This window comes from Novosphingobium sp. ZW T3_23 (assembly GCF_044987305.1).
GTDB lineage: Bacteria > Pseudomonadota > Alphaproteobacteria > Sphingomonadales > Sphingomonadaceae > Novosphingobium.
The window spans coordinates 1-20,975 of sequence record NZ_JBJDRF010000075.1; the positions used below are offsets into that span (position 1 = coordinate 1).

The following is a 20,975-nucleotide window of genomic DNA, read 5'->3' on the forward strand; positions in this document are numbered from 1 at the left end:
GATCGAGCGTTTCGCCCTCGCGAGCCTCCAGGCCCAGCACCGCCTCCACGGCCAGCGCGACCGGCCGTTCCCCGTCCAGCAACAGCGCCCGAGAGGCCGCCGCGCCATCGGCGCCGTCCAGCGCCAGAACCGGCACTATCCGCCCCCGGAAATTGCCCAGCCCCAGCAACCCCGCCGCGCCGAACGGCACCGGCGTCAGGCGCGGCAGGCTCGCTATCTCTCGCACCCGGTGCGCGGCGAGCGACCGGCGCAGCCCCCCCGCGACGAAGGCCAGCACTTTATCCTCGCCTGCGGGCCCTGCCGCGAGGTGGGCTTCGGCCCGCTCCGTCACGGGCCGGTCAGGCCTCATTTTCGCGCGAGGCGCCGGGACGCGCGGTATCGAAGGAAGCGGCCAGCGCGGCGATATCCTCGATGGCGGCCGCCAGTTCCTCGGCGCCCTGCGCCTGCTGCCGGGCGGCGATACTGGCCTGCCGGGCGGCGCCGGACGAAATTTCGGCAGCCGTCGCAATCTGCTCGGTTCCGCTGCGGATCTCGCGCACGGAAATCAGGATCGACTGCGCTCCATCGAGGATCGCGGCATTGCCGCGCCCGGTTTCGGAAAGATTCTCGGCCATGACGGAGAACCGCTCGATCATCGCCCGGTTCCGCCCGGCCTCGGTTTCTCCCGCCCCGGCAATCTGATCGAGATCGCCGCGCAACAGGGAAAGCTGGTCCTGGATCGCGCGCACGGAATCCTTGACGTCCTGCGCATTGACCGCCGCCTCGCGCGCCAGCTTGCGGATGTCGCCCGTCACCGTCGAGAAACCGACACCCGCGCTACCCGCGCGCGTGGCTTCCACGGCCCCGCTCACGGCCAGCATGTTGGTCTGGAGCGCCACCAGGGCAAGGCCGTCGCCGATCTTCTCGATCCGACGGCCGGTATCCCCGATCCGGCCGAGCGCATCGAGAACGCCGCGCGTCTGCTCCACCGCGCTGCTCACGCCCGCCACCAGCGCGGCCACGCGATCCCGGCCCGTCTCGGCCGTGGCGATCACCGCCTGGATGCCCTCGCTGGCCTGTTCGGCGCGGGCCTGCGCGGCCGTTGCCGATCGCTCGATCTGGGTCATCGCCGCGCTGGCTTGCAACGTGGCCGCGCCCTGGACCTGCGCCCCGCGCGAAATCTGCTCCACCGCCACCAGAATCTGGCCGGCAGCGCCCGAAAGCTCCTGCACCGTCGCGGACAATTCCTCGGCGGCGGTGGCGATCTGCTCCGCCACTTCGCCGGAATCCGTCTTGCTGGCGGCGGCGGAAGACCGGCCCACCAGTTCCGAAAGCGCCTCCGCCGTCTGCTGGCTCTGGTCCAGCGACACGGCCTGCTGCTCCACCGCCTGCCGCGCCTCGGCGGAAGCGGCGGACTGCTCTTCGGCGGCAGCCGCGATCTGTTCGGCGCCCTTCTCCGCCTCGGTCGCAGCCGTATCCGCCTCGATCGAGGCGAGCGCGATCTGCTCGGCACCCTCGACGAGCACCGCCAGCCGGTCACGCGCGGCCTGAAGGTCGCGGATCAGTGCTCGCCCCCCATCGGCCTGTTCCGTGGCCAGTGCAGAGGCCTGCCGGATGCGCTCTGCCGCGTCGCGGACTTCGGAGACGATGCCGTCGCCCAAACCGCGGATCTCGGTGGCATTGCGCTCAGCATCGTCGGCCAGTTCGCGCACTTCGTCGGCAATGATCGCGAAACCGCGCCCGGCCTCGTCCGCCCGCGCCGCCTCGATCGCGGCATTGAGCGCCAGCATGCCGGTCTGCTCCGAGAGGTCGGCCACTGTCTCGCCGATGGCGACGATGGTGGTGGCCGCCGCCTCCAGCTTTTCGACCAGACCGACCGAGCCCAGTTGCCGCTCGCCATTGAGCACGATGGCCGAGACCGAGGCCTCGATCTGCGCCGCCGCGTCGGTGAAGCCGGACTGCACCAGCTCGACCTGCCGCTGCGCCGCCGCCGCGCGTTCGCGCGATTCCCGGAAATTGCCGCGCAGGCTGCCGATCAGCCCCAGCGATTCCTGCGCCCCGCCCGCCGCTTCCTCTGCCGAGGTGGAAATGTGGTCGGTGGCCTGCTGAAGCTCGGCTGCGGCACCCGCCGCTTCGGCCAGGCCGCTCGCCAGTTCCTCCACGGCTTGTCCGAGGCGCTCCACCGCTGTCGATGCACGCCTTCGTGGGCGGGCCGGAGAATGCGCAGGGGAGCGGGCATTGAGGCTCTCGGCGGCAGGTTCGGCCATCGCGGCGCTCTTGGCGTCGGCCTTGCGGGCGGCGAGCGCCGATTTCTTGACTAGGGACATGGAAGACCTCGGAGCGGATGAGCCGGTCGTGACCCTGTGGGCATATGCGCAAACCGGGGCCGCCATCAAGCGTCCTCGCTCACCCGGCCCGGAACGCCAGCACCGCGCGCCGCGTTCGCCCTGTGACCGCAAGCAGGAGACGCCGCGATGACGAAGCAGTTCCGCAAGGGCGACAAGGTGGAATGGGACACCAGCCAGGGCGCCACCCACGGCACCGTCGAGAAGAAGCAGACCTCGGAAACGCATATCAAGAGCCACAAGGTCGCGGCTTCCAAGGACAACCCACAATACATCGTCAAGAGCGCCAAGTCGGGAAAGAAGGCCGCGCACAAGCCCGAGGAGCTGCGACACAAAAACTAACGGGAGCAATTTCCGGCGGAAAGGCGTTGTCCTCCGCAGGAGAAGGAGCCGATAGATGTCCGCCCCCACGAATATCATGACCACCGCCCGCCGCGAGATCCTGACCCGGCCGGTCCTCTCGCTCGTCCAGTCGGCCCTACCCGCGCTATCCGCGACCGAGAACGAGGCGATCGACGCCGGCAACACCTGGTGGGACGCCGCGCTGTTCACCGGCAATCCGGATTGGGAGCAGTTGCTGGCCATGCCGCCCGCCACGCTCACTGAAGAGGAACGCGCCTTTCTGGACGGTCCGGTCGACACCCTCTGCGCCATGATCGACGACTGGCGCATGACTTCGGAAACCCGCGACCTGCCGCCGGAAGCCTGGGATTACCTGAAGCGCGAGAAGTTCTTCGGCATCATCATCCCCAAAGAGCACGGCGGCCTCGGCTTCTCGAATTTCGCCCATAGCGAGATCGTGCGCAAGATCGCCACGCGCTCGGTCTCGGCGGCGGTGACGGCGATGGTGCCCAACTCGCTGGGGCCGGGCGAACTGATCCTGCGCTTCGGCACCGAGGCGCAGCAGCAGCACTGGCTGCCGCGCCTGGCCGATGGCCGCGAAGTCCCGGCCTTCGGGCTCACCAGCCCCGAGGCCGGCTCGGACGCCGCCGCAATGACCGACGAGGGCGTGATCTGCCGGGGCGAATGGAACGGCGAGCAGGTGCTGGGCATCCGCCTCAACTGGCACAAGCGCTACATCACCCTCGGCCCGGTGGCGACGATCCTGGGCCTTGCCTTCAAGCTGCGCGACCCCGAGCGCCTGCTGGGCGGCCAGGAGGACATCGGCATCACCGTGGCGCTGGTCCCCACGGACCTTCCCGGCGTCACCATCGGCCGCCGCCACATCCCCTCGATGCAGAGCTTCCAGAACGGCCCGAACGAAGGACATGACGTGTTCGTCCCGCTCGACAACGTGATCGGCGGGCCCGAGCGCGTCGGCCAGGGCTGGAAGATGCTGATGAGCGCGCTCGCGGCCGGGCGGGGCATCTCGCTGCCCTCGCTCTCGGCGGCGGCGGGTGCTTTCGCGGCCCATACCACCGGCGCCTATGCCCGTGTCCGGTCGCAGTTCAACCTGCCGATCGGCAAGTTCGAGGGCATTCAGGAACGCCTCGCCCGGATCGCCGCCAATGCCTATCTGCTGGACGGCGCAAGGCGGCTGACCTGCGCCGGACTGGACCAGGGCAACCATCCGGCGGTCGTCTCCTCGATCCTCAAGCTCCACGCCACCGAGCGGATGCGCGTGGTCATCAACGATGCCATGGACGTCCACGGCGGCAAGGCCATCATCGAAGGGCCGCGCAACTATCTGGGCAGCCAGTATCGCGCAATTCCGGTGGGCATCACCGTCGAGGGCGCCAATATCCTCACCCGCAGCCTGATGGTGTTCGGACAGGGCGCGATCCGATCGCACCCCTACCTGCTGGAGGAAATCCGCGCGGTGGGCGATGCCAATCGCGGGCGGGCGCTGGCCAATTTCGACCAGGTGCTGTGGAAGCATGTGGGCCATGCGCTGAAGACCGCGATCCGCGCGTTCGTGCGCAATTGGAGCGGCGGCGCCTTCGCCCCCGCACCCCGGGCCGGGAAGGCGACGCGCTATTATCGCCAGATGAGCCGCTACGCCGCTGCCTTTGCGTTCGTGTCCGACATATCGTTCCTCACCCTGGGCGGCGAACTCAAGCGGCGAGAGCTGCTCTCCGGCCGGCTGGGCGATGTCCTGTCCGAACTCTATCTCCTGTCCGGCGCGCTCAAGCGCTGGGAGGACGAGGGGCGGCAGGAAGACGACCTGCCGCTGCTGGCCTGGTGCATGGAAAGCGGTTTCGCCACCATCGAGCAGCGCTTCGCCGAGATCATCGCCAACTTCCCCGCCCGCCCGGTGGGCTGGATGCTGCGCCTGTTCATCCAGCCGTTCGGCCGCAGCCGCAACGGTCCGTCCGACCGCACCATCCGCCAATGCGCGGAGATCCTGCTGGAGCCCTGCCCCGCGCGCGAGCGGCTGATCGACAACGTCTATATCGGCGGCGCCGACGAGGCGGTCGGTCGCCTTACGGAAGCGTTCCGCCAGACCGTCGCCACCCAGCCCGTTCACGATCGCCTGCGCAAGGCCCGCGTCCGCGATCTCGACAAGGCGCGCGAACAAGGCCTGATCAGCGAGGAGGAACTGGCCAGCCTTCGCGCCGCCGACGAAGCCGTGGCCGAGGTAATCGCGGTGGACGACTTCGCGGCGGAGGAACTCGACCTTTCCGGGCAGGACACGGCCGCCACTCGCATCGCCGAGCCCGCCGAATGAGCCGCCCGGTCTACATCGTCGACGGTGCCCGCACGCCTTTCCTGAAAGTGCGCGGCGGCCCCGGCCCCTTCACCCCGGTCGACCTTGCCGTGCAGTGCGGAAGGCCGCTGCTGCTGCGCCAACCCTTCGCGCCGACGGACTTCGACCAGGTGATCCTCGGCTGCGTCAACGTCATCGCGGACGAGGCGAACCCTGCCCGCGTCGCCGCGCTGCGCCTGGGTTGCGGCACGCAGACCACGGCCTTCACCGTGCAGATCAACTGCGGCTCCGGCATGCAGGCGATGGACACCGCCTACCGCTACATAGCGGACGGCGGCAGCGACCTGATCCTGGCGGGCGGGGCGGAGGCGCTGAGCCATGCCCCGCTGGTGCTGCGGCAGGACGCGGTGGAATGGCTGGCGGAAATGCAGGGCAACAAGTCCGGCCCGCTCGGCACCCTCAAGGCGGCAAGCCACTTCCGGCCCGAATTCCTGAAGCCCATCGTCGGGCTGGAACGGGGGCTGACCGATCCGATCACCGATCTCGGCATGGGCCAGACCGCCGAAGTGCTCGCCCACCTCTTTTCGATCTCGCGCGAGGCGGCGGATCGCTATGCCGTCGAAAGCCACAAGCGGCTGGCCAGGGCCGACGCCGAAGGCTGGCTGAAGGGCGAACTGGAACCCGCCTTCGCCCGCGACGGCACGGTCCATGACCATGACGACGGGGTGCGACCCGACAGCGACGTCGCCAAGCTGGCCAAACTGAACCCCGTGTTCGAGCGGCCCTACGGCAAGGTGACGGCGGGCAACAGCTCGCAGATCACCGACGGCGCCTGCTGGACCGTGCTCGCCTCGGAAGCGGCGGTGGAGCGGCACGGCCTCACGCCTCGCGCCCGCATCGTCGACAGCCAGTGGTCGGCGCTCGATCCCTCGATCATGGGGCTGGGTCCGGTGCTGGCTTCCACCGAACTGCTCAAGCGCCACAACCTGCCGCTGGACGCGATCGACCTCTGGGAACTGAACGAGGCCTTCGCCGCGCAAGTGCTGGCCTGCCTCGCCGCCTGGCAGGACGATGGCTTCTGCCGCGAGGTGCTGGGGCTGGACGGTGCCGCGGGCACGATCGATCCGGCCCGGATCAACGTCGACGGCGGGGCGATCTCGCTCGGCCATCCGGTCGGCGCCAGCGGCGCCCGCATCGCGCTCCATCTGGTGCAGGCCATGGAGCGGCTCGGCAGCCGCCGGGGCATCGCCACCGAATGTATCGGCGGCGGCCAGGGCGGCGCAATGCTGATCGAACGCGCATGAAGGAGGCCACGATGAACGATCCCGCATGGACCTATCTGGCCGACCGCGACCTGACGCTCGGCCCTGTTTCAAACCCGGAGCCGTCCGACGACTTCACCCATTGGCGCTTCGCGCGCGACGACGCGGGCGTGGCCTGGGCCGTGCTCGACCAGCAGGGCAGCGGCACCAATACCCTCTCCCAGGCCGTGCTGGAGGAATTCGCGCGCATCCTCGACCAGATCGAGCAGCGCGCACCGAAAGCGCTCGTCATCCGCTCGGCCAAGCGGGACGGCTTCCTGGCGGGCGCGGATATCTCTGAATTTCGCGGCGTGACGGACGAAGCCGCGATCCGCGAGAGGATCACCTCGGCCCATGCCGTGGTGGACCGGCTGGAGGCGCTCACCATCCCCACCATCGCGGTGATGCACGGCTATGCCATGGGCGGCGGGCTGGAGATCGCGCTCGCCTGCACCCAGCGCATCGCCGTGGAAGGCACCCGCTTCGGCTTCCCCGAAGTGCAGATCGGCCTCCACCCCGGCCTTGGCGGCACCGCGCGCTTCACCCATCTCTGCGATCCGATCGAGGCCATGAGCGCGATGCTCACCGGCAAGTCGATCCATGACCGGCAAGCGAAACGCATGGGCCTTGTCGATGCACTCGTGCCGGAGCGCCATGTCGAAGCCGCCATCGCAGCGGCGGTGAACGGCGATCTGGAGCAGGCACGGCAAGGGCTGGTCGGCAGGATCAAGGACAGCGCCCCCGCCCGCCGCCTTGTCGCGCGGCAGATGCGGGTGCAGGCGGAAGGCCGCGCGCCGTCGCGGCACTATCCCGCCCCCTACGCCCTGATCGACCTCTGGGAAGAGCACGGCGGCGACATTGAGGCGATGAAGCAGGCGGAAATCGCCTCCTTCGCGCGGCTCATGCTGACGGACACCGCGCAGAACCTGATCCGCGTGTTCTTCCTGCGCCAGAAGCTGAAGGAACTGGCCGGAAAGGACGCGTGGATTTCGCAAGTCCACGTCATCGGCGCGGGCGCCATGGGCGGGGACATTGCCGCGTGGTGCGCGTGGAAGGGGCTGCGGACCAGCCTGTCGGACGTGAAAGCGGACATGATCGGCAAGGCCGTGGCCCGCGCCGCCGCGCTCTACGAGAAGATCGCCCATGGTGACCGGCTGAAGATCCGCGACGCGCTGGACCGCCTGATTCCCGACTCGGAAGGCCACGGCGTGGCCAGCGCGGACCTCGTGATCGAAGCCGCGCCCGAGAAGGCGGACCTCAAGCGCCGGCTCTATGCCGATACCGAGCCGCGCATGAAAGCTGGCGCGATCCTGGCCACCAACACCTCGTCGATCCCGCTGGCCGAGCTGCGCGAAGGGCTGGCGCGACCGGAGCGCCTGGTCGGCATCCACTTCTTCAACCCGGTCTCGCGGCTCGATCTGGTCGAAGTTGTCAGCCATGACGGCACCGATGCGGATGTCGCGGCCCAGGCGCGCGCCTTCGTGGGCCGCATCGGCAAGCTCCCCGCTCCCGCCAGGAGCGCGCCGGGCTTCATCGTCAACCGCGTGCTCACGCCCTATCTGGCCGAGGCCCTGACCTTGATGGACGAAGGCCGTGCCCCCGAAGTGATCGACAAGGCCGCCACCGATTTCGGCATGCCGGTCGGCCCGCTCGAACTGGCCGATCAGGTGGGCCTCGACATCGGACTGGCCGTTGCCGAGATGTTGAAGCGCGAACTCGACTGGCCCCTGCCCGAAGCGCCGCAATGGCTGAAGGACAAGGTGGAAGCTGGCGAACTGGGCAAGAAGACCGGCAAGGGCATCTACGTCTGGCGCGACGGCAAGCCGGTGAAAGCGCACCCGAAACAGGATGCCGAAGCGCCCGATCCCGATCTGGCCGACCGCCTGATCCTGCCGATGGTCAACACCGCCGTCGCCGTGCTGCGCGAAGGCGTGAACGACGATCCGGACGTGATCGATGCCGCCATGATCTTCGGCACCGGCTTCGCGCCGTTCCGAGGCGGCCCGCTGCACTACGCCCGCGAGCGCGGGGTTGGCGAGGTGGTGGCGGCCCTATCCGAACTTGCCCGCAAGCACGGCGCGCGGTTCGAGCCGGATGCGGGGTGGGACGCACTGAAGTGACCGCATACCTCACCGATCCGGAAGAGATCGCGGACCGGATCATTGCCGCTACCGATGGCCGGATCGTGCTGGGCCTGCCGCTGGGCCTGGGCAAATCGCCCCATGTCGCCAATGCGCTGTTCGAGCGCGCGCGGCGTGATCCGGCGATCCGGCTGCGGATATTCACCGCGCTCACGCTGGAGCCGCCCGCCCTCCATTCCGACCTCGAACGCCGCTTTCTGGAGCCGGTGTTCGAACGCACCATGGGCGGCTATCCCGAATTCGCCTATGCCGCTGCCCAGCGCGCGGGCGAACTGCCGCCGAACGTCGAGGTCAACGAGTTCTTCTTCCAGGCGGGCTCTCGGCTCGGCACCCCAGAGGCGCAGCGCAGCTACATCTCGGCCAACTATACCCACGCCGTGCGCTATCTCCTCGACCAGGGCGTGAACGTGATCGCCCAGATCGTGGCCCGGCGCGGCGAACGCTTCAGCCTGAGCTGCAACAGCGACATGACGCTGGACCTCTTGCGTGAGCGCGAGAAAGGAAAGGCCGACTTCCTGCTGATCGGGCAGGTCAACGACGAGCTGCCGTTCATGTCCGGCCCTGCAGACCTCAGCGCGGATGCCTTCGCGATGATGCTGGACAGCGCGGAGACCCGCTTTCCCCTGTTCGGCCCGCCCAAGCAGCCGGTCAGCCCCGCGCAGCACGCGATCGGCGTCCATGTCGCCTCGCTGGTGCGCGACGGCGGCTCGCTTCAGATCGGCATCGGCGAGATCGGGGATGCCGTGGCGCACGCACTGATCCTGCGCCAGCAGCGACCGGACCGCTTCCGCGCCGCCATCGAGGGCCTGCTGGTGGCCGGGCAGGTCCGCCCCCCGGTGGAACGGAGCGCGTTCGACGCCGGCCTCTATGCGCCCACTGAAATGCTGGTGGACGGCTTCGTGGCACTGATCCGGGAGGAAATCGTCAAGCGCGAGGTCGAGGGCGCGGTGCTTCACGGCGGCTTCTTCGTAGGCCCGCGCGCTTTCTATGCCGCGCTGCGCGACATGGACGAGGCCACCCGAGGGCGCATCCACATGCGCGAAATCTCCTACGTCAACGCGCTCTACGGCGATGAGCAGGCCAAGCGCGCCGCGCGCGTCGACGCCCGCTTCGTCAACAGCGCGATGATGGTCACCCTGCTGGGCGCCACCATCTCGGATGGACTGGAGGACGGCCGCGTGGTCAGCGGCGTTGGCGGCCAGTACAACTTCGTGGCCCAGGCGCTGGAGCTGGAAGGCGCGCGCTCGATCATCACCATGCCCGCCACCCGCCTGCACGAAGGCGAGCTGCAATCGAACATCGTCTGGCGCTATGGCCACGAGACGATCCCGCGCCACCTTCGCGACGTTGTCGTCACCGAATACGGCGTGGCGGACTTGCGCGGCATGAGCGACGAACGCGTCGTCCAGCGCCTGATCGCGATTGCCGACAGCCGCTTCCAGCACGAACTCCTCGATGCCGCGCGGGCGGCCGGAAAGATCGCTCCGGACTGGCGCATCCCGCCCGAGTGGGAGAACAACCTGCCCGAGCGGATCGGCAAGACCCTGCCGGGCACGGACTTCCCCGCCTATCCGTTCGGAACCGACTTCACCCCGGTGGAGCAGCGCCTTCTGCCCGCTCTGCAACATCTGGCCGAAACCGCCGGAAGCCCCGGAACCCTTGTCGCCCTGGCCGCGCGCGGCATCGCCGCGTCGCCCTCGGCAGAGGAAGAGGAGGCCCTGTCCCGCATGGGACTCGCGGCGCCAGAGGGCCTGCGCGACAGGACTTACCGAACGCTGGTGCTGGGCGCGCTGCGCGAGACCGATTAGCGCGGTTTCGTAGTGGCTTGCAGTTCCGGGAAACACTCGCGCGCGAGAGTCTTCCACATCGGTTCAACCGCGCTCTGCCAGTCTCCGAAGCCATAGAGAACCAAGGTTCCGTCGTGGCGGGCCTCGAACGACATCAGCGCGGTGGTAGGCGTATCGCCCTGCTTCTTGAGGCGGAAATCAACCTTGCGACCGGTATCGGTCGAAAGGTTTTCGCTGGCGCCCACGTTATCGAACTCCGTCTCCACGCAGGCCGCCACCTCGCCGATGGGGCGATCCGAGCGCGCCTTGATGGACGAGGACACCGTGGGGGTAGTGGCGGCAAGCAGAACGGCGGCAAGAAACATGGCGCGTTGATACCACGGGTGAACAGATAGCCCAAGCGCCGGGGCTTCGGCCCCGCTCGCTCAGGGCGCGTCGTTGCCGAAGAAGTGGTCGATCACGTCGCGCGCCAGGCGGGCCGGCCTGAGGGTGGCGGCATCAAGGCAGCACCAGCTGGACTTCACTTCCGCCAGGACTTCCTCGCCCCGCTTGATGACGGTTTCGTAGAAGGCGCGGGCGCCCTGCACCTTTTCCAGAAGCACGGTGGCGATCACGTCATCGCCCAGGAACGTGGGCTTGCGATAGGTGATCTCGTGCTTGAGCGCGACCCACAGGTGCTGGCCCACCACTTCGGACGGCGCGATGGCGCGCCAGTGATCCAGAACGGCGTCCTGTACCCATTTCAGGTAGCTGGCATTGTTGACATGCCCCATGAAGTCGATGTCGGCAGCATCGACGCCGATGCGGAAGTCGTGGGGAATCGCGGTGCTCACGGGGGATACTCTAGCAGAACTGCGGCAAGCGCAGCAGACAAATCTCTTCGGCCATGCCTAGCCTCGGTTTATGGCGGCATTGCGACAGGCACCGAGCCTGAACGGAAGCGGGCGCGGCCGGGCAGGCCGCGCCCTTTATGTGCCGCTCGGACGGTCCTAAAGCGACTTAGCCATGTTGAGATGGGCGGTAACCGTGGGAATCAGCTCCTTGGCGAAAGCCTGGAGCGGCGCGGAATCGCCGTTCGCGGCATAGTCCTTCAGCTTGTCGAGCGTCATCTGGTGCCCATCCACTTGCGCCGAGGCATAGGCCTTGTCGAAGTCCGCGCCGGTCAGGTTCTTGAGCGCGTCCAGCTTCTGCTGCTGCGCATCGCTCAGGCCCGCGTCAGGCGTGATCGCGGGCGAGAGCTTGTCGGTCACGCCCTTCAGCTTCGCGGTGGACTGGGTGTGCGCATCGATCATCTTTTCGGCGAAGCGCTTCACCCCCGGCGCCTGGGCCTTGGCGATGGCGAGCTTGGACGTCTCGATCTCGAAGGCGTCGCTGGCGGCAGCGGCGTTGGCGAAGACCTGGGCAGGGCTCTGGGTGGCGGTGGCCATCGTGCCGTCCGTGCCCGGATAGGCGCCGGGCATCACGCCGGTGGCCGGGGCCGTTGCGGTGTCTGTGGTGGCGGGGGCTTCCTTCTTGCAGGCCGACAGTGCCAGCGCTGCGAAGGAGACGGCGATCAGTACCCGGTGCTTCATGGTGAATTCCTCTTCCTCACTATGCTCAAGCGTGAACCAACTTCTCCGCCGCGCGTTCCCGGAAAGACTTTGCCCGATCGCCCGGATCGCGGCGTGTCTCGTCCTGTCAGGAGCACGACTATGGGAATCCTCGGAAATATCTTCGACAAGGTCTTCCATCGCAACAAGGCCCAAGCGGCTCCGGCACCCGCCCCGGCCGCTCCCGCGCCAGCCGCCGCCCCGGCTCCAACCGCCGCCCCCGCTCCGCAACCCGCTGCCGAACCCGTCGACGTAGGCGCGGTGCTGGAGGAAATGGCGTCGATAAAGGCGGACCACGGCGGCAACTACCAAAGCTCCATCGTCGATCTGCTGAAGCTGCTCGACCTCGATTCCAGCCTTGCCGCGCGCAAGGAACTGGCGGACGAGCTGGGCGTCCATGCGGCAGAGCACGGTTCGGCGGAGCAGAACATCGCCCTCCATCGCGCCGTGATGGACAGCCTCGCCAAGAACGGCGGCATCGTCCCCGACAGCCTGCGTCAGTAACGGCAGTTGACAGGGCCGGCGACCCTGGCGCCTCGCGCCGGTCGCCGGCCCGCTTCGTTTCAGGCCTTATTTTCCCTCATCATTCCGCGTCCTTCGCCCGCGCCTCTCGAACATCGCGCAAGGCCTCGGTCTGGTCTTCCTCGCCCTTGACGACAAGGTCCGGGCGGCCGGTGAGTTCGCCCACCAGCCGCTTGGCATAGCCCTTCATGACCTTGGCGGCGTCCTTCACTTCGCGTGTCTTGTCGCTCATTTCGGGTTCCTTCTTCGTGCCACGGCATGGCAACGCCCCGCAGGCCGGGTTGGTTCATCGATCCGCACAGTTCCGGGAACGCTTCCGGCGGCGGGGCCTTCTAAAAGCGAAGGAGAAGGATCATGGCCGAATACGAACCCGAAGATTCGCGCAACGTCACCGGAACCGCCTCCACGCCGGACGGGCGCTGGACCAATACGCAGGGCAAGCCTCCCCGGGGCGTGCCGGACGATAATCCGACCCGCGCCCGCGAAGCCGAGCTTCATCCCGACAAGGAGGACGAACGCCTGAACCCCGGCGCCGATACCGGCGCAACGGGCGGTGTGGGCGGCCAACGGACCAACGGCACGCGCCCGGCTCCCAATCCTTGAGAGCCCGTTTGAAAATTCGCTGAAAGCGAATTTAGCGGCACCGCCCCCCCGTGTTTCTCAGGCGCCCCCACCCTACCACGCGCAGGATAGTACCGTTGGGTGGTAGGGTGGGGGCGCGGGCCGGTGCCGCTCTAAAAATGCCCCCACGGGCATTTTTCAAACAATCCTTGATCCGCCGCCCAGCAACCATTTGTAACGCGGTAATCCGCCGAAAGCAGTGAACCGCCCCGCCCCTGATGCGTTGCTTGCGGACGTGTCAGGGGAAACGGGCATCTTGCGAAAATCCATTGCCGTCTGGACGCTGGCGCTGGCCGGCTGCAACGCGCATCAATCCGCGCTGGCGCCGTTCGGCCTCGAAGCGCGTTCCACGCTGGGTTTGACCATCGTGCTGGCAATCGGCGGCCTGGCGATCGCGCTGGGCGTTGCGGCGATCTATGTCGTCGCCGCCCGAGCGCCCGAAGGCAAGCTGAGCCACGCCGGCGGCATGCGCCTGGTTCTCTGGCTCGGCGCGATTTTCCCCACCGTGGTGCTTACCGGGCTGCTGATCTGGGCGCTCCCGGCCATGCGCCCGCTGCCCGCCGCCGAAACCGACTTGCGTATCCGGGTGGAGGGCGAGCAGTTCTGGTGGCGCGTGCACTATGAGGATGGCGCGCGGCCCCTGCTGTCCGCCAACGAGGTGCGCCTGCCGGTCGGCCGCACGGTGGTGTTCGAACTCACCGCCAGGGACGTGGTGCACAGCTTCTGGATTCCGGGTCTGGCGGGCAAGATGGACATGATCCCCGGCCGCATCAACCGACTGGTGGTCAAGGCCGAGAAGCCCGGCCGTTATCGCGGCGTCTGCGCGGAATTCTGCGGGCTGAGCCACGCGCTGATGGCCTTCGACGTGATCGCCATGGAACCCGCCGACTTCGACCGCTGGCTCGCCGCTTCCCGTAGTCCTCCGGCCCGCGCACGCGATCGGGGCGCCATGCTGTTCGCGCGCGAAGGCTGCGCAAGCTGCCACACCGTCCGCGGGGTCACGCCTGCCTCGGCGAGCGATATCGGCCCCGATCTCACCCGCTACGGCGAGCGCCTGACCCTGGGCGCGGGCATCCTGGCGCCGACAGTGGCGAACACCGCCGCCTTCATCCGCGATCCCCACCAGTTCAAGCCCGGCGCGCGGATGCCCGCCTATGGGCACCTCTCGCGGGAAGAGGCGCTCGCCCTCGCCCGCTGGCTGAAACAACCCGCTCCGGAGGAGGGCCGATGAGCCTGCACGACCAGGACGATCTCGCCCTGCGCGCCGCGCAGGAGCAGCGCCTGCGCGAAGTCTGGGCACCGCCCAAGGGCCTGTTCCTGCGGTGGAGCGACACCAACAACAACCAGGTCGGCAAGTGGTACGTGCTGACCGCCTTCGCCTTCATGCTCTTCGCGGGCGTGCTGGCGCTGATCATGCGCACCCAGCTGGCGGTGCCGGACAACGACCTGGTCGGCCCCGGCACCTTCAACCAGCTTTTCACCCTGCACGGCTCGGTGATGATGTTCCTCTTCGCGGTGCCGATGTTCGAGGCGGTCTCGATCATCCTGCTGCCGCAGCTGCTGGGCGCGCGCGACCTGCCGTTCCCGCGCCTTTCCGCCTTCGGCTACTGGTCGTTCCTGATCGGCGGCGTGTTCGTCTCCGGATCGATCTTCTTCGACGCCGCGCCGGACGGGGGCTGGTTCATGTACCCGCCACTGACCACCCGCACCGACCTTTCGGGCCTGGGCGCCGACATCTGGATGCTCGGCCTCTCGTTCATCGAGGTGTCTTCGGTGGCCGCCGCCGTCGAGCTGATCGTGGGCGTGCTCAAGTGCCGCCCGCCGGGGATGCGGCTCAACCTGATGCCGCTCTACGCCTGGTACATCCTGGTGGTGGCGGTGATGATCCTGTTCGCCTTCCCCCCGCTGATCGCCGGAGACGTGCTGTTCGAGATGGAGCGCCTGCTGGACTGGCCCTTCTTCGACGCATCGCGCGGCGGCGATCCGCTGCTGTGGCAGCACCTGTTCTGGATCTTCGGCCACCCAGAGGTCTACATCGTATTCCTGCCCTCGATCGCGCTGTTCGCGATGCTGGTGCCCACCTTCGCGCGGCGCCACCTGCTGGGCTATCCGTGGATCGTGCTGGCGGCGGTGGGCACCGCGTTTCTCTCGTTCGGGCTCTGGGTCCACCACATGTTCGCCACCGGCCTGCCGAAGATCAGCCTCGGCTTCTTCTCGGCCGCGTCCGAGGCCGTGGCGATCCCCACGGCGGTGCAGATCTTCGTCTTCATCGTCACGCTCTGGGCGGGCCGCGTGGTCTGGTCCACGCCGCTGCTCTATGCCACGGGAAGCCTGGCGATCTTCGTGATCGGGGGGCTGACGGGCGTGATGGTGGCGCTCGCCCCGTTCGACTGGCAGGCGCATGACACCTACTTTGTCGTCGCCCACCTGCACTACGTGCTGATCGGCGGCACGCTGATGCCGCTCTTCGCCGGACTCTACTATTACTGGCCACTGGTCACCGGCAAGAAACTGTCCGACCGGCTTGGCCGCATCGCCTTCTGGCTGGTCTTCGTCGGCGCCAACTTGTGCTTCTTCCCCATGCACCTGTCGGGGCTGGAGGGCATGCCGCGCCGGGTCTTCACTTATCCGGCGGATCTCGGCCTGGGCGGGCTGAACATGGCCTCCACGATCGGCTCCTTCATCATCGCCGCCGGGGTGGCGGTGATCGTGCTGGACCTTGCCCGTTCGCCCTGGCGCCAGCGCGCCCCGCGCAATCCATGGGGCGCCGGCACGCTGGAATGGCTGGCCCACCCCGAGGACGAGGACTGGGGCATCCGCTCGATCCCGCTGATCGAAAGCCGCTATCCGATCTGGGACCAGGAAGACTTCGTGGCCAAAGTGGACGAAGGCCGCTACTTCCTGCCCGATGCCGAGGAAGGGCGGCGCGAGACGATCATCACCTCAGTGCTCGATGCCCGGCCCGTTTCCGTCATCCGCCTCGGCACGCCGAGCTGGAAGCCGATGCTGACGGCGCTGGCGCTGGGCGGGGTGTTCATCCTGACCACCTACCACCTCTACTGGCTGGCGCTGGTCTGCGGCGTGGCGACACTGGCCATGGTGCTCTGGTGGCTCTGGACCGGCACGGCGGAAATTCCGGAGAAGCCCTGCAAGCCGATCGGCCACGGCATGGAACTGCCGCTCTACATCTCGGGCCGGGCCTCGCCGGGCTGGTGGGCGATGTTCATCACCATGATGGCGGACGCCACCGCGTTTTCCGGGCTGGTATTCGGCTACTACTTCTTCTGGACCCGGCACGAGGCCTTCCCGCCGCCCGAGATGGCCGCCGCGCCCGGTGTCGCCGGGCCCATGGTCGCTCTGGCACTCGGCGTCGCGGGCTGGCTGGCTACGGTTGCGGCGCGCGAAATCCATGCGAGAGGCGGCGTGGCCGTGGCCCGGTTGCTCCTGCTGCTCGGCCTCGCGACCAGCATCGCGGGCGTCCCGGCGGGCCTTGCCGGTCCCTGGCTCTCGGGCATGGACCCCACCGCGCACAGCTATCCGGCGATCGTCTGGACTCTGGCGATCTGGACCTGCCTCCATGCCGCCGTCGCCGCGATCATGCAGGCCTATGTGCTGGCCCGCAGCCTTGCCGGGCGGATGACGCCCCATCACGACGCCGATATCCGCAACGTCACGGTCTACATGCACTTCTTCGCGCTCACCGCCGTGGTCGCCTATGCCACCATCGGCCTGTTCCCGGAGGTGGCATGAGCGACGAGAAGCGCAAGTGGCACGAGCGGCTGCAAGTCACGCTCTGGACGCTGATCGTGCCGCCCACGGTCTGGGCGGGCCATTTCCTGTTCTCATACCTCTGGGCGGCAGTGTCCTGCGCCAAGGCGGGCTTCTTCGCGGAGTTTCCCACGCTGTTCGTGGCGGGGACGGTGCTGGCGCTGGCGGCCATTGCCCTCTCGGGCTGGATCGCCCACCGCCAGGCCGGTACGCCCGGCGACGAGCCCCCGCACGAGCAGGGTACCGACATCGACCGCCTGCGCTTCCTGGCGAAGTCCACGCTGCTGCTGGCGGGCCTCAGCTTCGTGGGCGTGCTGTTCACGGCGCTGCCGGTGGTGTTCATCGGGGATTGCCGGTGAAGCGGGCCGCTCTCCTCGGCGCTCTCGTGCTCCTGCCACTGGGCTGGGCCGTCTCTTCGATGGGCATGACCGGCCATATGACCGGCCACATGATCGCCGTTGCAGTGGCCGCGCCGTTGTTGGCGTTCGCGCTGGCGGGAACGCCGTGGGATCCCGCCGGGCGCTGGCCGCGCGCGGTGACGCCCATGGCGATGATGCTGGTGGAACTGGTCGCCGTCTGGTCCTGGCACCTGCCCGCGCTGCGCCGCGCGGCGAACGAAGTGCCGCTGATCGCCGCCGCCGAGCACGCCACCTTCCTCGCCGCCGGGCTGCTGCTCTGGAGCGCCGCGATCCACACCCCGCATCGCGCAGCCGGGATCGGCGCGCTGCTGCTCACCTCGATGCACATGACCCTGCTGGGGGTGCTGATCGGCCTCGCACCGCGCCCGCTCTATCATATCGCCCACGGCATGGGAGGCCATCACCACGCCGCTCCCTTCGGCCTCGATGCCCTTGCCGACCAGCAGCTCGGCGGCGTGGTGATGCTGGTGATCGGCGGGGCCAGCTATATGCTCGGCGGCCTCGCCCTGCTCGCCGGACTGCTGAAAACCGAGCCGGATACCGCGACATGACGATAAGACTGACCTGGAAGCGGCTCGTCCTGGGCCTGCTCGCCATCCCCCTGCTGGGCCTGGGCTTTGCCTGGTCGGGCCTGTTCCCGATCGCGGCCTCGTCCGGCCACTGGGCGATCACCGACTGGTTCCTGCACTGGACCATGCAGAACTCGGCGCGCACCTATAGCAGCTTCCAGACCCCGGAAACGGTGCGGGACGACCGCGCCCTGATCAGCGCCGCCGGACACTTCGACCAGGCCTGCAAGGTCTGCCACGGTGCGCCGGGCGTGCCCCGTTCGCCGGTCATGCAGGCGGCCAGCCCGCCAGCGCCCGATCTGGCCGAAACGGTGGGCGAATACAGCGACCGCGAGCTGTTCTGGATCGTGCGCCACGGGGTGAAATACACCGGCATGCCCGCCTGGCCCACCGGCGACCGTCCCGACGAGGTGCGCCGCATGGTCGGCTTCCTGCGCCAGTTGCCGGGCATGAGCGCCGCGCAATATCGCGCCCTCGTCGCCCCCGCGCCGGATGTTCCGGCAGGCCTCGCCCGCTGCACCGGCTGCCACGGCGCCGACGGTCTCGGTCGCGGACAGGGCGACATCCCGGTGCTCGCCGGACAGCAGGAGGGCTACCTGCTCACCTCCCTGCGCGATTTCGCATCCGGCAAGCGCCAGGGCGCGGTGATGCAGGCCGCCGTCAGCGGCATGACCGAAACGGAGATGCGCGAAGCCGCCCGATACTTCGCCCGGCAGCCCGGCTTGACCGGCATGCCGCTGCCCGAAAGTCACCCGATCCTCAGCCGCGGCCTGCCGGAGCGGCAGCTTCCCGCCTGCCGCGATTGCCACGCCCCCGGCAAGAACGCACCGCGCCTCACCGGCCAGCGCGCCGACTACCTCGCCGCCCGCCTCCAGGCCTGGCGCGGCGAAGAAACCACGATCGACGCCCACAAGCCTCGCGACCCCATGGCCGTCATCGCCCGCCGCATCCCCGAACCCGAGATCGCCGCCATCGCCGAAACCCTCGCCGGCCAGCCGACGCGATAGCCATCCTACCAGCGGACCCGCGCGAAGCGACGCCGGGGCGCCGATTACCCGCCGTGCAAGATCGCCGTGCCGGTTCCCGAAGCCAAAAGCGCCGACAAGGATGTCCGAAACCTGTCGAGCGACGGATAGTCGGTGCGAAAGTGCACCTCTGCACTGCGATGCAGGTCGAGATCGTCCAGTTCCCAGATCGGGGATGACAGCACCACTGAAACCAGAAGCCCGCGCGCGCCGTGGGGAGCGATGGTCAAGCCGATCTGGACAAGGTCTTTTCCTGCTTCGCTCCAATTACCGGCCTTGAAGCAGGGTGGTTCGGCCGATGGAATCGGGTAGGCACCTAGCGAAGCGCAGAACGCGCGCAACTCATCCGCATTGAACCATGCGGCTGCCTGACCCCGATAGTCGGCGCTTTCGATCGAGGCGCAAAGCTCGCCGTCGAATTCACTTTCGGGTCCATAGGTCAGGCGTAGTTCGTGGAGCATGGGCCGACCTTATGCCCCGCGCCTTAATGTTCGCTTTCGCCGCCCGATCCTCTCGAAGACCTTCCGCTTGCGCGCAGGCCTTCACTCGGCGCGTCGCGTGGGTGCCACTCTCCAGACGGTGTTGGAAAGGTCGTCCGCCACCAGCACGGCGCGGCGGACGGGATCGAAGGCCACGCCTACCGGGCGGCCGCGCGCATGGCCGTCCTTGAGGAAGCCGGTCAGGAAATCCTGCGGCTTGCCGGATGGCCGCCCTTGCGCGAAAGGTACCCAGACGACCTTGTAGCCCGACAGATCCTGCCGGTTCCAGCTTCCGTGCAGGCCGACGAAGGCGCCTTCGCCATAGCCGCCGATCCCGCCGCCGGTCACGAAGCTCAGCCCCAGCGCCGCAACGTGAGAGCCCAGCGCATAGTCCGGCCGCAGCGCCTTGCGGACCATGTCCGGCTGCTGCGGGTGAACGCGCGGATCGACCTTCGCGCCCCAGTAGCTATAGGGCCATCCGTAGAAGCCGCCGTCCCGCACCGAAGTCAGGTAATCGGGAACGAGTTGCGGGCCCAGCTCGTCCCGCTCGTTGGCGACCGTCCAGAGCTGTGCGTTGGCGGGATTGATGGCCAGTGCGGTGGGATTGCGCACGCCGGTGGCGAAGCGGCGATGCGCGCCGGTCTGCCGGTCGATCTCCCAGATCACCGCGCGGTCTTCCTCCACGTCCAGCCCGCGTTCGCCCACGTTGCTGTTCGAACCGATGCCGACATAGAGCTTGGACCCGTCCGCCGAAGCCGCCATGGCCTTGGTCCAGTGGTGGTTGATGCGCGAGGGCAGCTTCACCAGTTCCCGCGCCGGTCCTTCCGCCCGCGTCATCCCGTCGCGATAGGCGAAGCTGACCACCGCGTCCTGGTTCGCGACGTAGATGTTCCCATCGACATAGGCGAGCCCGTAAGGCGCGTTCAGCCCTTCCGCGAAGACGGTGCGCAGGTCGGCCCGGCCGTCGCCGTTGGTATCGCGCAGCAGGGTGAGGCGATTGCCGCCCTTGACCGAAGTCTTGCCCATCGACTTGATGTAACCGGCGATCACGTCCTTGGGCCGCAGGGTCGGCGCCTCCGCGCCGCCCATGCCTTCCGCCACGAGTATGTCTCCGTTGGGCAGGACCAGCATCTGGCGCGGCACTTTCAGCCCGGTCGCCATGGCGGTGACGGTGAAGCCGGCGGGCGCCCTGGGCGCTTCGCCGTCCCATCCGGCGGGCGTGGCGATCTTCATGGGGGGCAGCAGAGTCTGGCGCTGCTCCGGCAGATCCGGCCGGGCGCCGGTCTGGTCGAGCGCGGGATCGCTGCTGCCGCAGGCCGAAAGCAGGAACGCGGGGACGGCCGAGACCATCAGCGTGGTGAAGCGGCGGCCCTTCATCGTACGTTCTCCATGCCTGCGCTCCGGAGAGGCGAATGCGCCGCCCAGCCTGCGGCCAATGCCAGGACGGCGGCCAGGATCGACAGCACCAGCCCCGTCGTGCCCACGGAGGCCCAGCCGTCATGGCTGTGCTGGAAGGCATTGATCAGCGCGATGACCCAGGCGAGCGCCAGCAGAACGGCATGCCACCCATTGCGACGGCGCAGCGCCGGCGCGCGGTTACGGCCGGTCCAGGCCGCGACCAGCGCCCAGAGCAGTGCGAAGCCGCCGGGGATCAGCGCCCCGGTGATCAGCCAGGCCGAAAAGTTGGTCCACTGGATCTGCGCGGTGCGCAGGTATGTCACGTCGGACAACAAGGCACAGGGCAGCAGCGCCACGGGGAACGCCAGCAGGATCGCCTGGAGGG

The 20,975-nt window shown here is 68.3% G+C and carries 22 protein-coding genes; 13 read left to right on the forward strand and 9 right to left on the reverse strand.

Annotation, left to right across the window (positions count from 1 at the left end; translation table 11 throughout):
- Together ACI3K3_RS23255 and ACI3K3_RS23260 are read right to left on the reverse strand one after the other, a co-directional pair.
- Positions 1-349 (reverse strand): chemotaxis protein CheW (locus ACI3K3_RS23255; RefSeq protein ID WP_404918094.1); only part of this gene is annotated, 349 nt, incomplete at its 3' end.
- On the reverse strand, positions 339-2,306 hold the full coding sequence (locus ACI3K3_RS23260; RefSeq protein ID WP_404918096.1) for a methyl-accepting chemotaxis protein: 1,968 nt from the start codon (positions 2,304-2,306) through the stop codon (positions 339-341). The genes ACI3K3_RS23255 and ACI3K3_RS23260, both read right to left, overlap by 11 nt.
- Between ACI3K3_RS23260 and ACI3K3_RS23265 the strand changes: the two genes are divergently transcribed.
- From ACI3K3_RS23265 to ACI3K3_RS23290, 6 genes are read left to right on the forward strand one after another with little or no spacing between them, the layout of a single operon-like run.
- Positions 2,305-2,457 (forward strand): hypothetical protein, encoded by a 153-nt coding sequence (locus tag ACI3K3_RS23265; protein WP_404918098.1) that lies wholly within the window; start codon positions 2,305-2,307, stop codon positions 2,455-2,457. The genes ACI3K3_RS23260 and ACI3K3_RS23265 overlap by 2 nt on opposite strands.
- A complete protein-coding gene (locus tag ACI3K3_RS23270; protein ID WP_404918100.1) occupies positions 2,454-2,666 on the forward strand; it encodes a DUF2945 domain-containing protein in 213 nt (70 codons plus the stop codon). Before ACI3K3_RS23265 ends, ACI3K3_RS23270 begins: the two co-directional genes overlap by 4 nt.
- Positions 2,667-2,721: 55 nt before the next feature.
- Positions 2,722-4,992 (forward strand): acyl-CoA dehydrogenase, encoded by a 2,271-nt coding sequence (locus ACI3K3_RS23275; protein WP_404918102.1) that lies wholly within the window; start codon positions 2,722-2,724, stop codon positions 4,990-4,992.
- Positions 4,989-6,275, forward strand: coding sequence for an acetyl-CoA C-acetyltransferase (locus ACI3K3_RS23280; RefSeq protein ID WP_404918104.1), 1,287 nt, complete (start codon positions 4,989-4,991; stop codon positions 6,273-6,275). Before ACI3K3_RS23275 ends, ACI3K3_RS23280 begins: the two co-directional genes overlap by 4 nt.
- Positions 6,276-6,286: 11 nt before the next feature.
- Positions 6,287-8,392: a 3-hydroxyacyl-CoA dehydrogenase NAD-binding domain-containing protein gene (locus ACI3K3_RS23285; protein ID WP_404918106.1), complete on the forward strand. Its 2,106-nt coding sequence runs from the start codon at positions 6,287-6,289 to the stop codon at positions 8,390-8,392.
- The gene (locus ACI3K3_RS23290; RefSeq protein WP_404918108.1) at positions 8,389-10,221 is read left to right on the forward strand and encodes an acetyl-CoA hydrolase/transferase C-terminal domain-containing protein; all 1,833 of its coding nucleotides are present in this window, start codon (positions 8,389-8,391) and stop codon (positions 10,219-10,221) included. Before ACI3K3_RS23285 ends, ACI3K3_RS23290 begins: the two co-directional genes overlap by 4 nt.
- Here the strand turns inward: ACI3K3_RS23290 and ACI3K3_RS23295 are convergent.
- From ACI3K3_RS23295 to ACI3K3_RS23305, 3 genes are all read right to left on the reverse strand, one after another.
- Positions 10,218-10,565: a hypothetical protein gene (locus ACI3K3_RS23295; RefSeq protein ID WP_404918110.1), complete on the reverse strand. Its 348-nt coding sequence runs from the start codon at positions 10,563-10,565 to the stop codon at positions 10,218-10,220. The two genes, ACI3K3_RS23290 and ACI3K3_RS23295, sit on opposite strands and share 4 nt — an antisense overlap.
- A gap of 60 nt (positions 10,566-10,625) precedes the next feature.
- A complete protein-coding gene (locus ACI3K3_RS23300; RefSeq protein WP_404918112.1) occupies positions 10,626-11,033 on the reverse strand; it encodes an acyl-CoA thioesterase in 408 nt (135 codons plus the stop codon).
- A gap of 156 nt (positions 11,034-11,189) precedes the next feature.
- The gene (locus ACI3K3_RS23305) at positions 11,190-11,771 is read right to left on the reverse strand and encodes a DUF4142 domain-containing protein (RefSeq protein ID WP_404918114.1); all 582 of its coding nucleotides are present in this window, start codon (positions 11,769-11,771) and stop codon (positions 11,190-11,192) included.
- A gap of 120 nt (positions 11,772-11,891) precedes the next feature.
- On the opposite strand from ACI3K3_RS23305, the gene ACI3K3_RS23310 reads away from it, so the two are divergent.
- On the forward strand, positions 11,892-12,293 hold the full coding sequence (locus ACI3K3_RS23310) for a DUF3597 family protein (RefSeq protein WP_404918116.1): 402 nt from the start codon (positions 11,892-11,894) through the stop codon (positions 12,291-12,293).
- A gap of 79 nt (positions 12,294-12,372) precedes the next feature.
- Here the strand turns inward: ACI3K3_RS23310 and ACI3K3_RS23315 are convergent, their stop codons facing one another.
- Positions 12,373-12,543, reverse strand: coding sequence for a hypothetical protein (locus ACI3K3_RS23315; protein WP_404918118.1), 171 nt, complete (start codon positions 12,541-12,543; stop codon positions 12,373-12,375).
- A 122-nt stretch (positions 12,544-12,665) separates the two neighbouring features.
- Between ACI3K3_RS23315 and ACI3K3_RS23320 the strand changes: the two genes are divergently transcribed.
- From ACI3K3_RS23320 to ACI3K3_RS23345, 6 genes are all read left to right on the forward strand, one after another.
- Complete coding sequence (locus ACI3K3_RS23320) at positions 12,666-12,914, forward strand: hypothetical protein (protein WP_404918120.1); 249 nt, start codon at positions 12,666-12,668, stop codon at positions 12,912-12,914.
- Positions 12,915-13,188: 274 nt separating this feature from the next.
- Positions 13,189-14,163, forward strand: a complete 975-nt coding sequence (coxB, locus tag ACI3K3_RS23325; RefSeq protein ID WP_404918122.1) for a cytochrome c oxidase subunit II — start codon at positions 13,189-13,191, stop codon at positions 14,161-14,163.
- On the forward strand, positions 14,160-16,682 hold the full coding sequence (gene ctaD / locus ACI3K3_RS23330; RefSeq protein ID WP_404918124.1) for a cytochrome c oxidase subunit I: 2,523 nt from the start codon (positions 14,160-14,162) through the stop codon (positions 16,680-16,682). The genes coxB and ctaD overlap by 4 nt, the downstream gene beginning before the upstream one ends.
- Positions 16,679-17,059 carry a hypothetical protein gene (locus ACI3K3_RS23335; RefSeq protein WP_313436190.1) on the forward strand — a complete coding sequence of 127 codons (381 nt, stop codon included), beginning with the start codon at positions 16,679-16,681 and terminating at the stop codon, positions 17,057-17,059. Before ctaD ends, ACI3K3_RS23335 begins: the two co-directional genes overlap by 4 nt.
- Positions 17,056-17,670 carry a cytochrome c oxidase assembly protein gene (locus ACI3K3_RS23340; protein ID WP_404918126.1) on the forward strand — a complete coding sequence of 205 codons (615 nt, stop codon included), beginning with the start codon at positions 17,056-17,058 and terminating at the stop codon, positions 17,668-17,670. The genes ACI3K3_RS23335 and ACI3K3_RS23340 overlap by 4 nt, the downstream gene beginning before the upstream one ends.
- Complete coding sequence (locus tag ACI3K3_RS23345) at positions 17,667-18,695, forward strand: c-type cytochrome (protein WP_404918128.1); 1,029 nt, start codon at positions 17,667-17,669, stop codon at positions 18,693-18,695. The genes ACI3K3_RS23340 and ACI3K3_RS23345 overlap by 4 nt, the downstream gene beginning before the upstream one ends.
- 44 nt (positions 18,696-18,739) lie before the next feature.
- On the opposite strand, the gene ACI3K3_RS23350 is transcribed toward ACI3K3_RS23345, so the two are convergent.
- The 3 genes from ACI3K3_RS23350 to ACI3K3_RS23360 form a co-directional block, all read right to left on the reverse strand.
- Positions 18,740-19,174, reverse strand: a complete 435-nt coding sequence (locus tag ACI3K3_RS23350; RefSeq protein WP_404918130.1) for a hypothetical protein — start codon at positions 19,172-19,174, stop codon at positions 18,740-18,742.
- Positions 19,175-19,255: 81 nt separating this feature from the next.
- Positions 19,256-20,569 carry a PQQ-dependent sugar dehydrogenase gene (locus ACI3K3_RS23355; protein ID WP_404918132.1) on the reverse strand — a complete coding sequence of 438 codons (1,314 nt, stop codon included), beginning with the start codon at positions 20,567-20,569 and terminating at the stop codon, positions 19,256-19,258.
- A partial coding sequence (locus ACI3K3_RS23360) for a DUF2231 domain-containing protein (protein WP_404918134.1) occupies positions 20,566-20,975 on the reverse strand: 410 nt, incomplete at its 5' end. The genes ACI3K3_RS23355 and ACI3K3_RS23360, both read right to left, overlap by 4 nt.

What these genes read in the sequence shown, in the direction of transcription:
- ACI3K3_RS23350 (WP_404918130.1), bottom strand. Translation starts at nt 19,174, where the DNA reads ATGCTCCACGAACTACGCCTGACCTATGGACCCGAAAGTGAATTCGAC.
- ACI3K3_RS23265 (WP_404918098.1), top strand. Translation starts at nt 2,305, where the DNA reads ATGGAAGACCTCGGAGCGGATGAGCCGGTCGTGACCCTGTGGGCATAT.
- ACI3K3_RS23345 (WP_404918128.1), top strand. Translation starts at nt 17,667, where the DNA reads ATGACGATAAGACTGACCTGGAAGCGGCTCGTCCTGGGCCTGCTCGCC.
- ACI3K3_RS23260 (WP_404918096.1), bottom strand. Translation starts at nt 2,306, where the DNA reads ATGTCCCTAGTCAAGAAATCGGCGCTCGCCGCCCGCAAGGCCGACGCC.
- ctaD (WP_404918124.1), top strand. Translation starts at nt 14,160, where the DNA reads ATGAGCCTGCACGACCAGGACGATCTCGCCCTGCGCGCCGCGCAGGAG.
- ACI3K3_RS23355 (WP_404918132.1), bottom strand. Translation starts at nt 20,569, where the DNA reads ATGAAGGGCCGCCGCTTCACCACGCTGATGGTCTCGGCCGTCCCCGCG.
- ACI3K3_RS23320 (WP_404918120.1), top strand. Translation starts at nt 12,666, where the DNA reads ATGGCCGAATACGAACCCGAAGATTCGCGCAACGTCACCGGAACCGCC.
- ACI3K3_RS23315 (WP_404918118.1), bottom strand. Translation starts at nt 12,543, where the DNA reads ATGAGCGACAAGACACGCGAAGTGAAGGACGCCGCCAAGGTCATGAAG.
- ACI3K3_RS23270 (WP_404918100.1), top strand. Translation starts at nt 2,454, where the DNA reads ATGACGAAGCAGTTCCGCAAGGGCGACAAGGTGGAATGGGACACCAGC.
- ACI3K3_RS23285 (WP_404918106.1), top strand. Translation starts at nt 6,287, where the DNA reads ATGAACGATCCCGCATGGACCTATCTGGCCGACCGCGACCTGACGCTC.
- ACI3K3_RS23275 (WP_404918102.1), top strand. Translation starts at nt 2,722, where the DNA reads ATGTCCGCCCCCACGAATATCATGACCACCGCCCGCCGCGAGATCCTG.
- ACI3K3_RS23310 (WP_404918116.1), top strand. Translation starts at nt 11,892, where the DNA reads ATGGGAATCCTCGGAAATATCTTCGACAAGGTCTTCCATCGCAACAAG.
- ACI3K3_RS23305 (WP_404918114.1), bottom strand. Translation starts at nt 11,771, where the DNA reads ATGAAGCACCGGGTACTGATCGCCGTCTCCTTCGCAGCGCTGGCACTG.
- ACI3K3_RS23280 (WP_404918104.1), top strand. Translation starts at nt 4,989, where the DNA reads ATGAGCCGCCCGGTCTACATCGTCGACGGTGCCCGCACGCCTTTCCTG.
- ACI3K3_RS23295 (WP_404918110.1), bottom strand. Translation starts at nt 10,565, where the DNA reads ATGTTTCTTGCCGCCGTTCTGCTTGCCGCCACTACCCCCACGGTGTCC.
- ACI3K3_RS23335 (WP_313436190.1), top strand. Translation starts at nt 16,679, where the DNA reads ATGAGCGACGAGAAGCGCAAGTGGCACGAGCGGCTGCAAGTCACGCTC.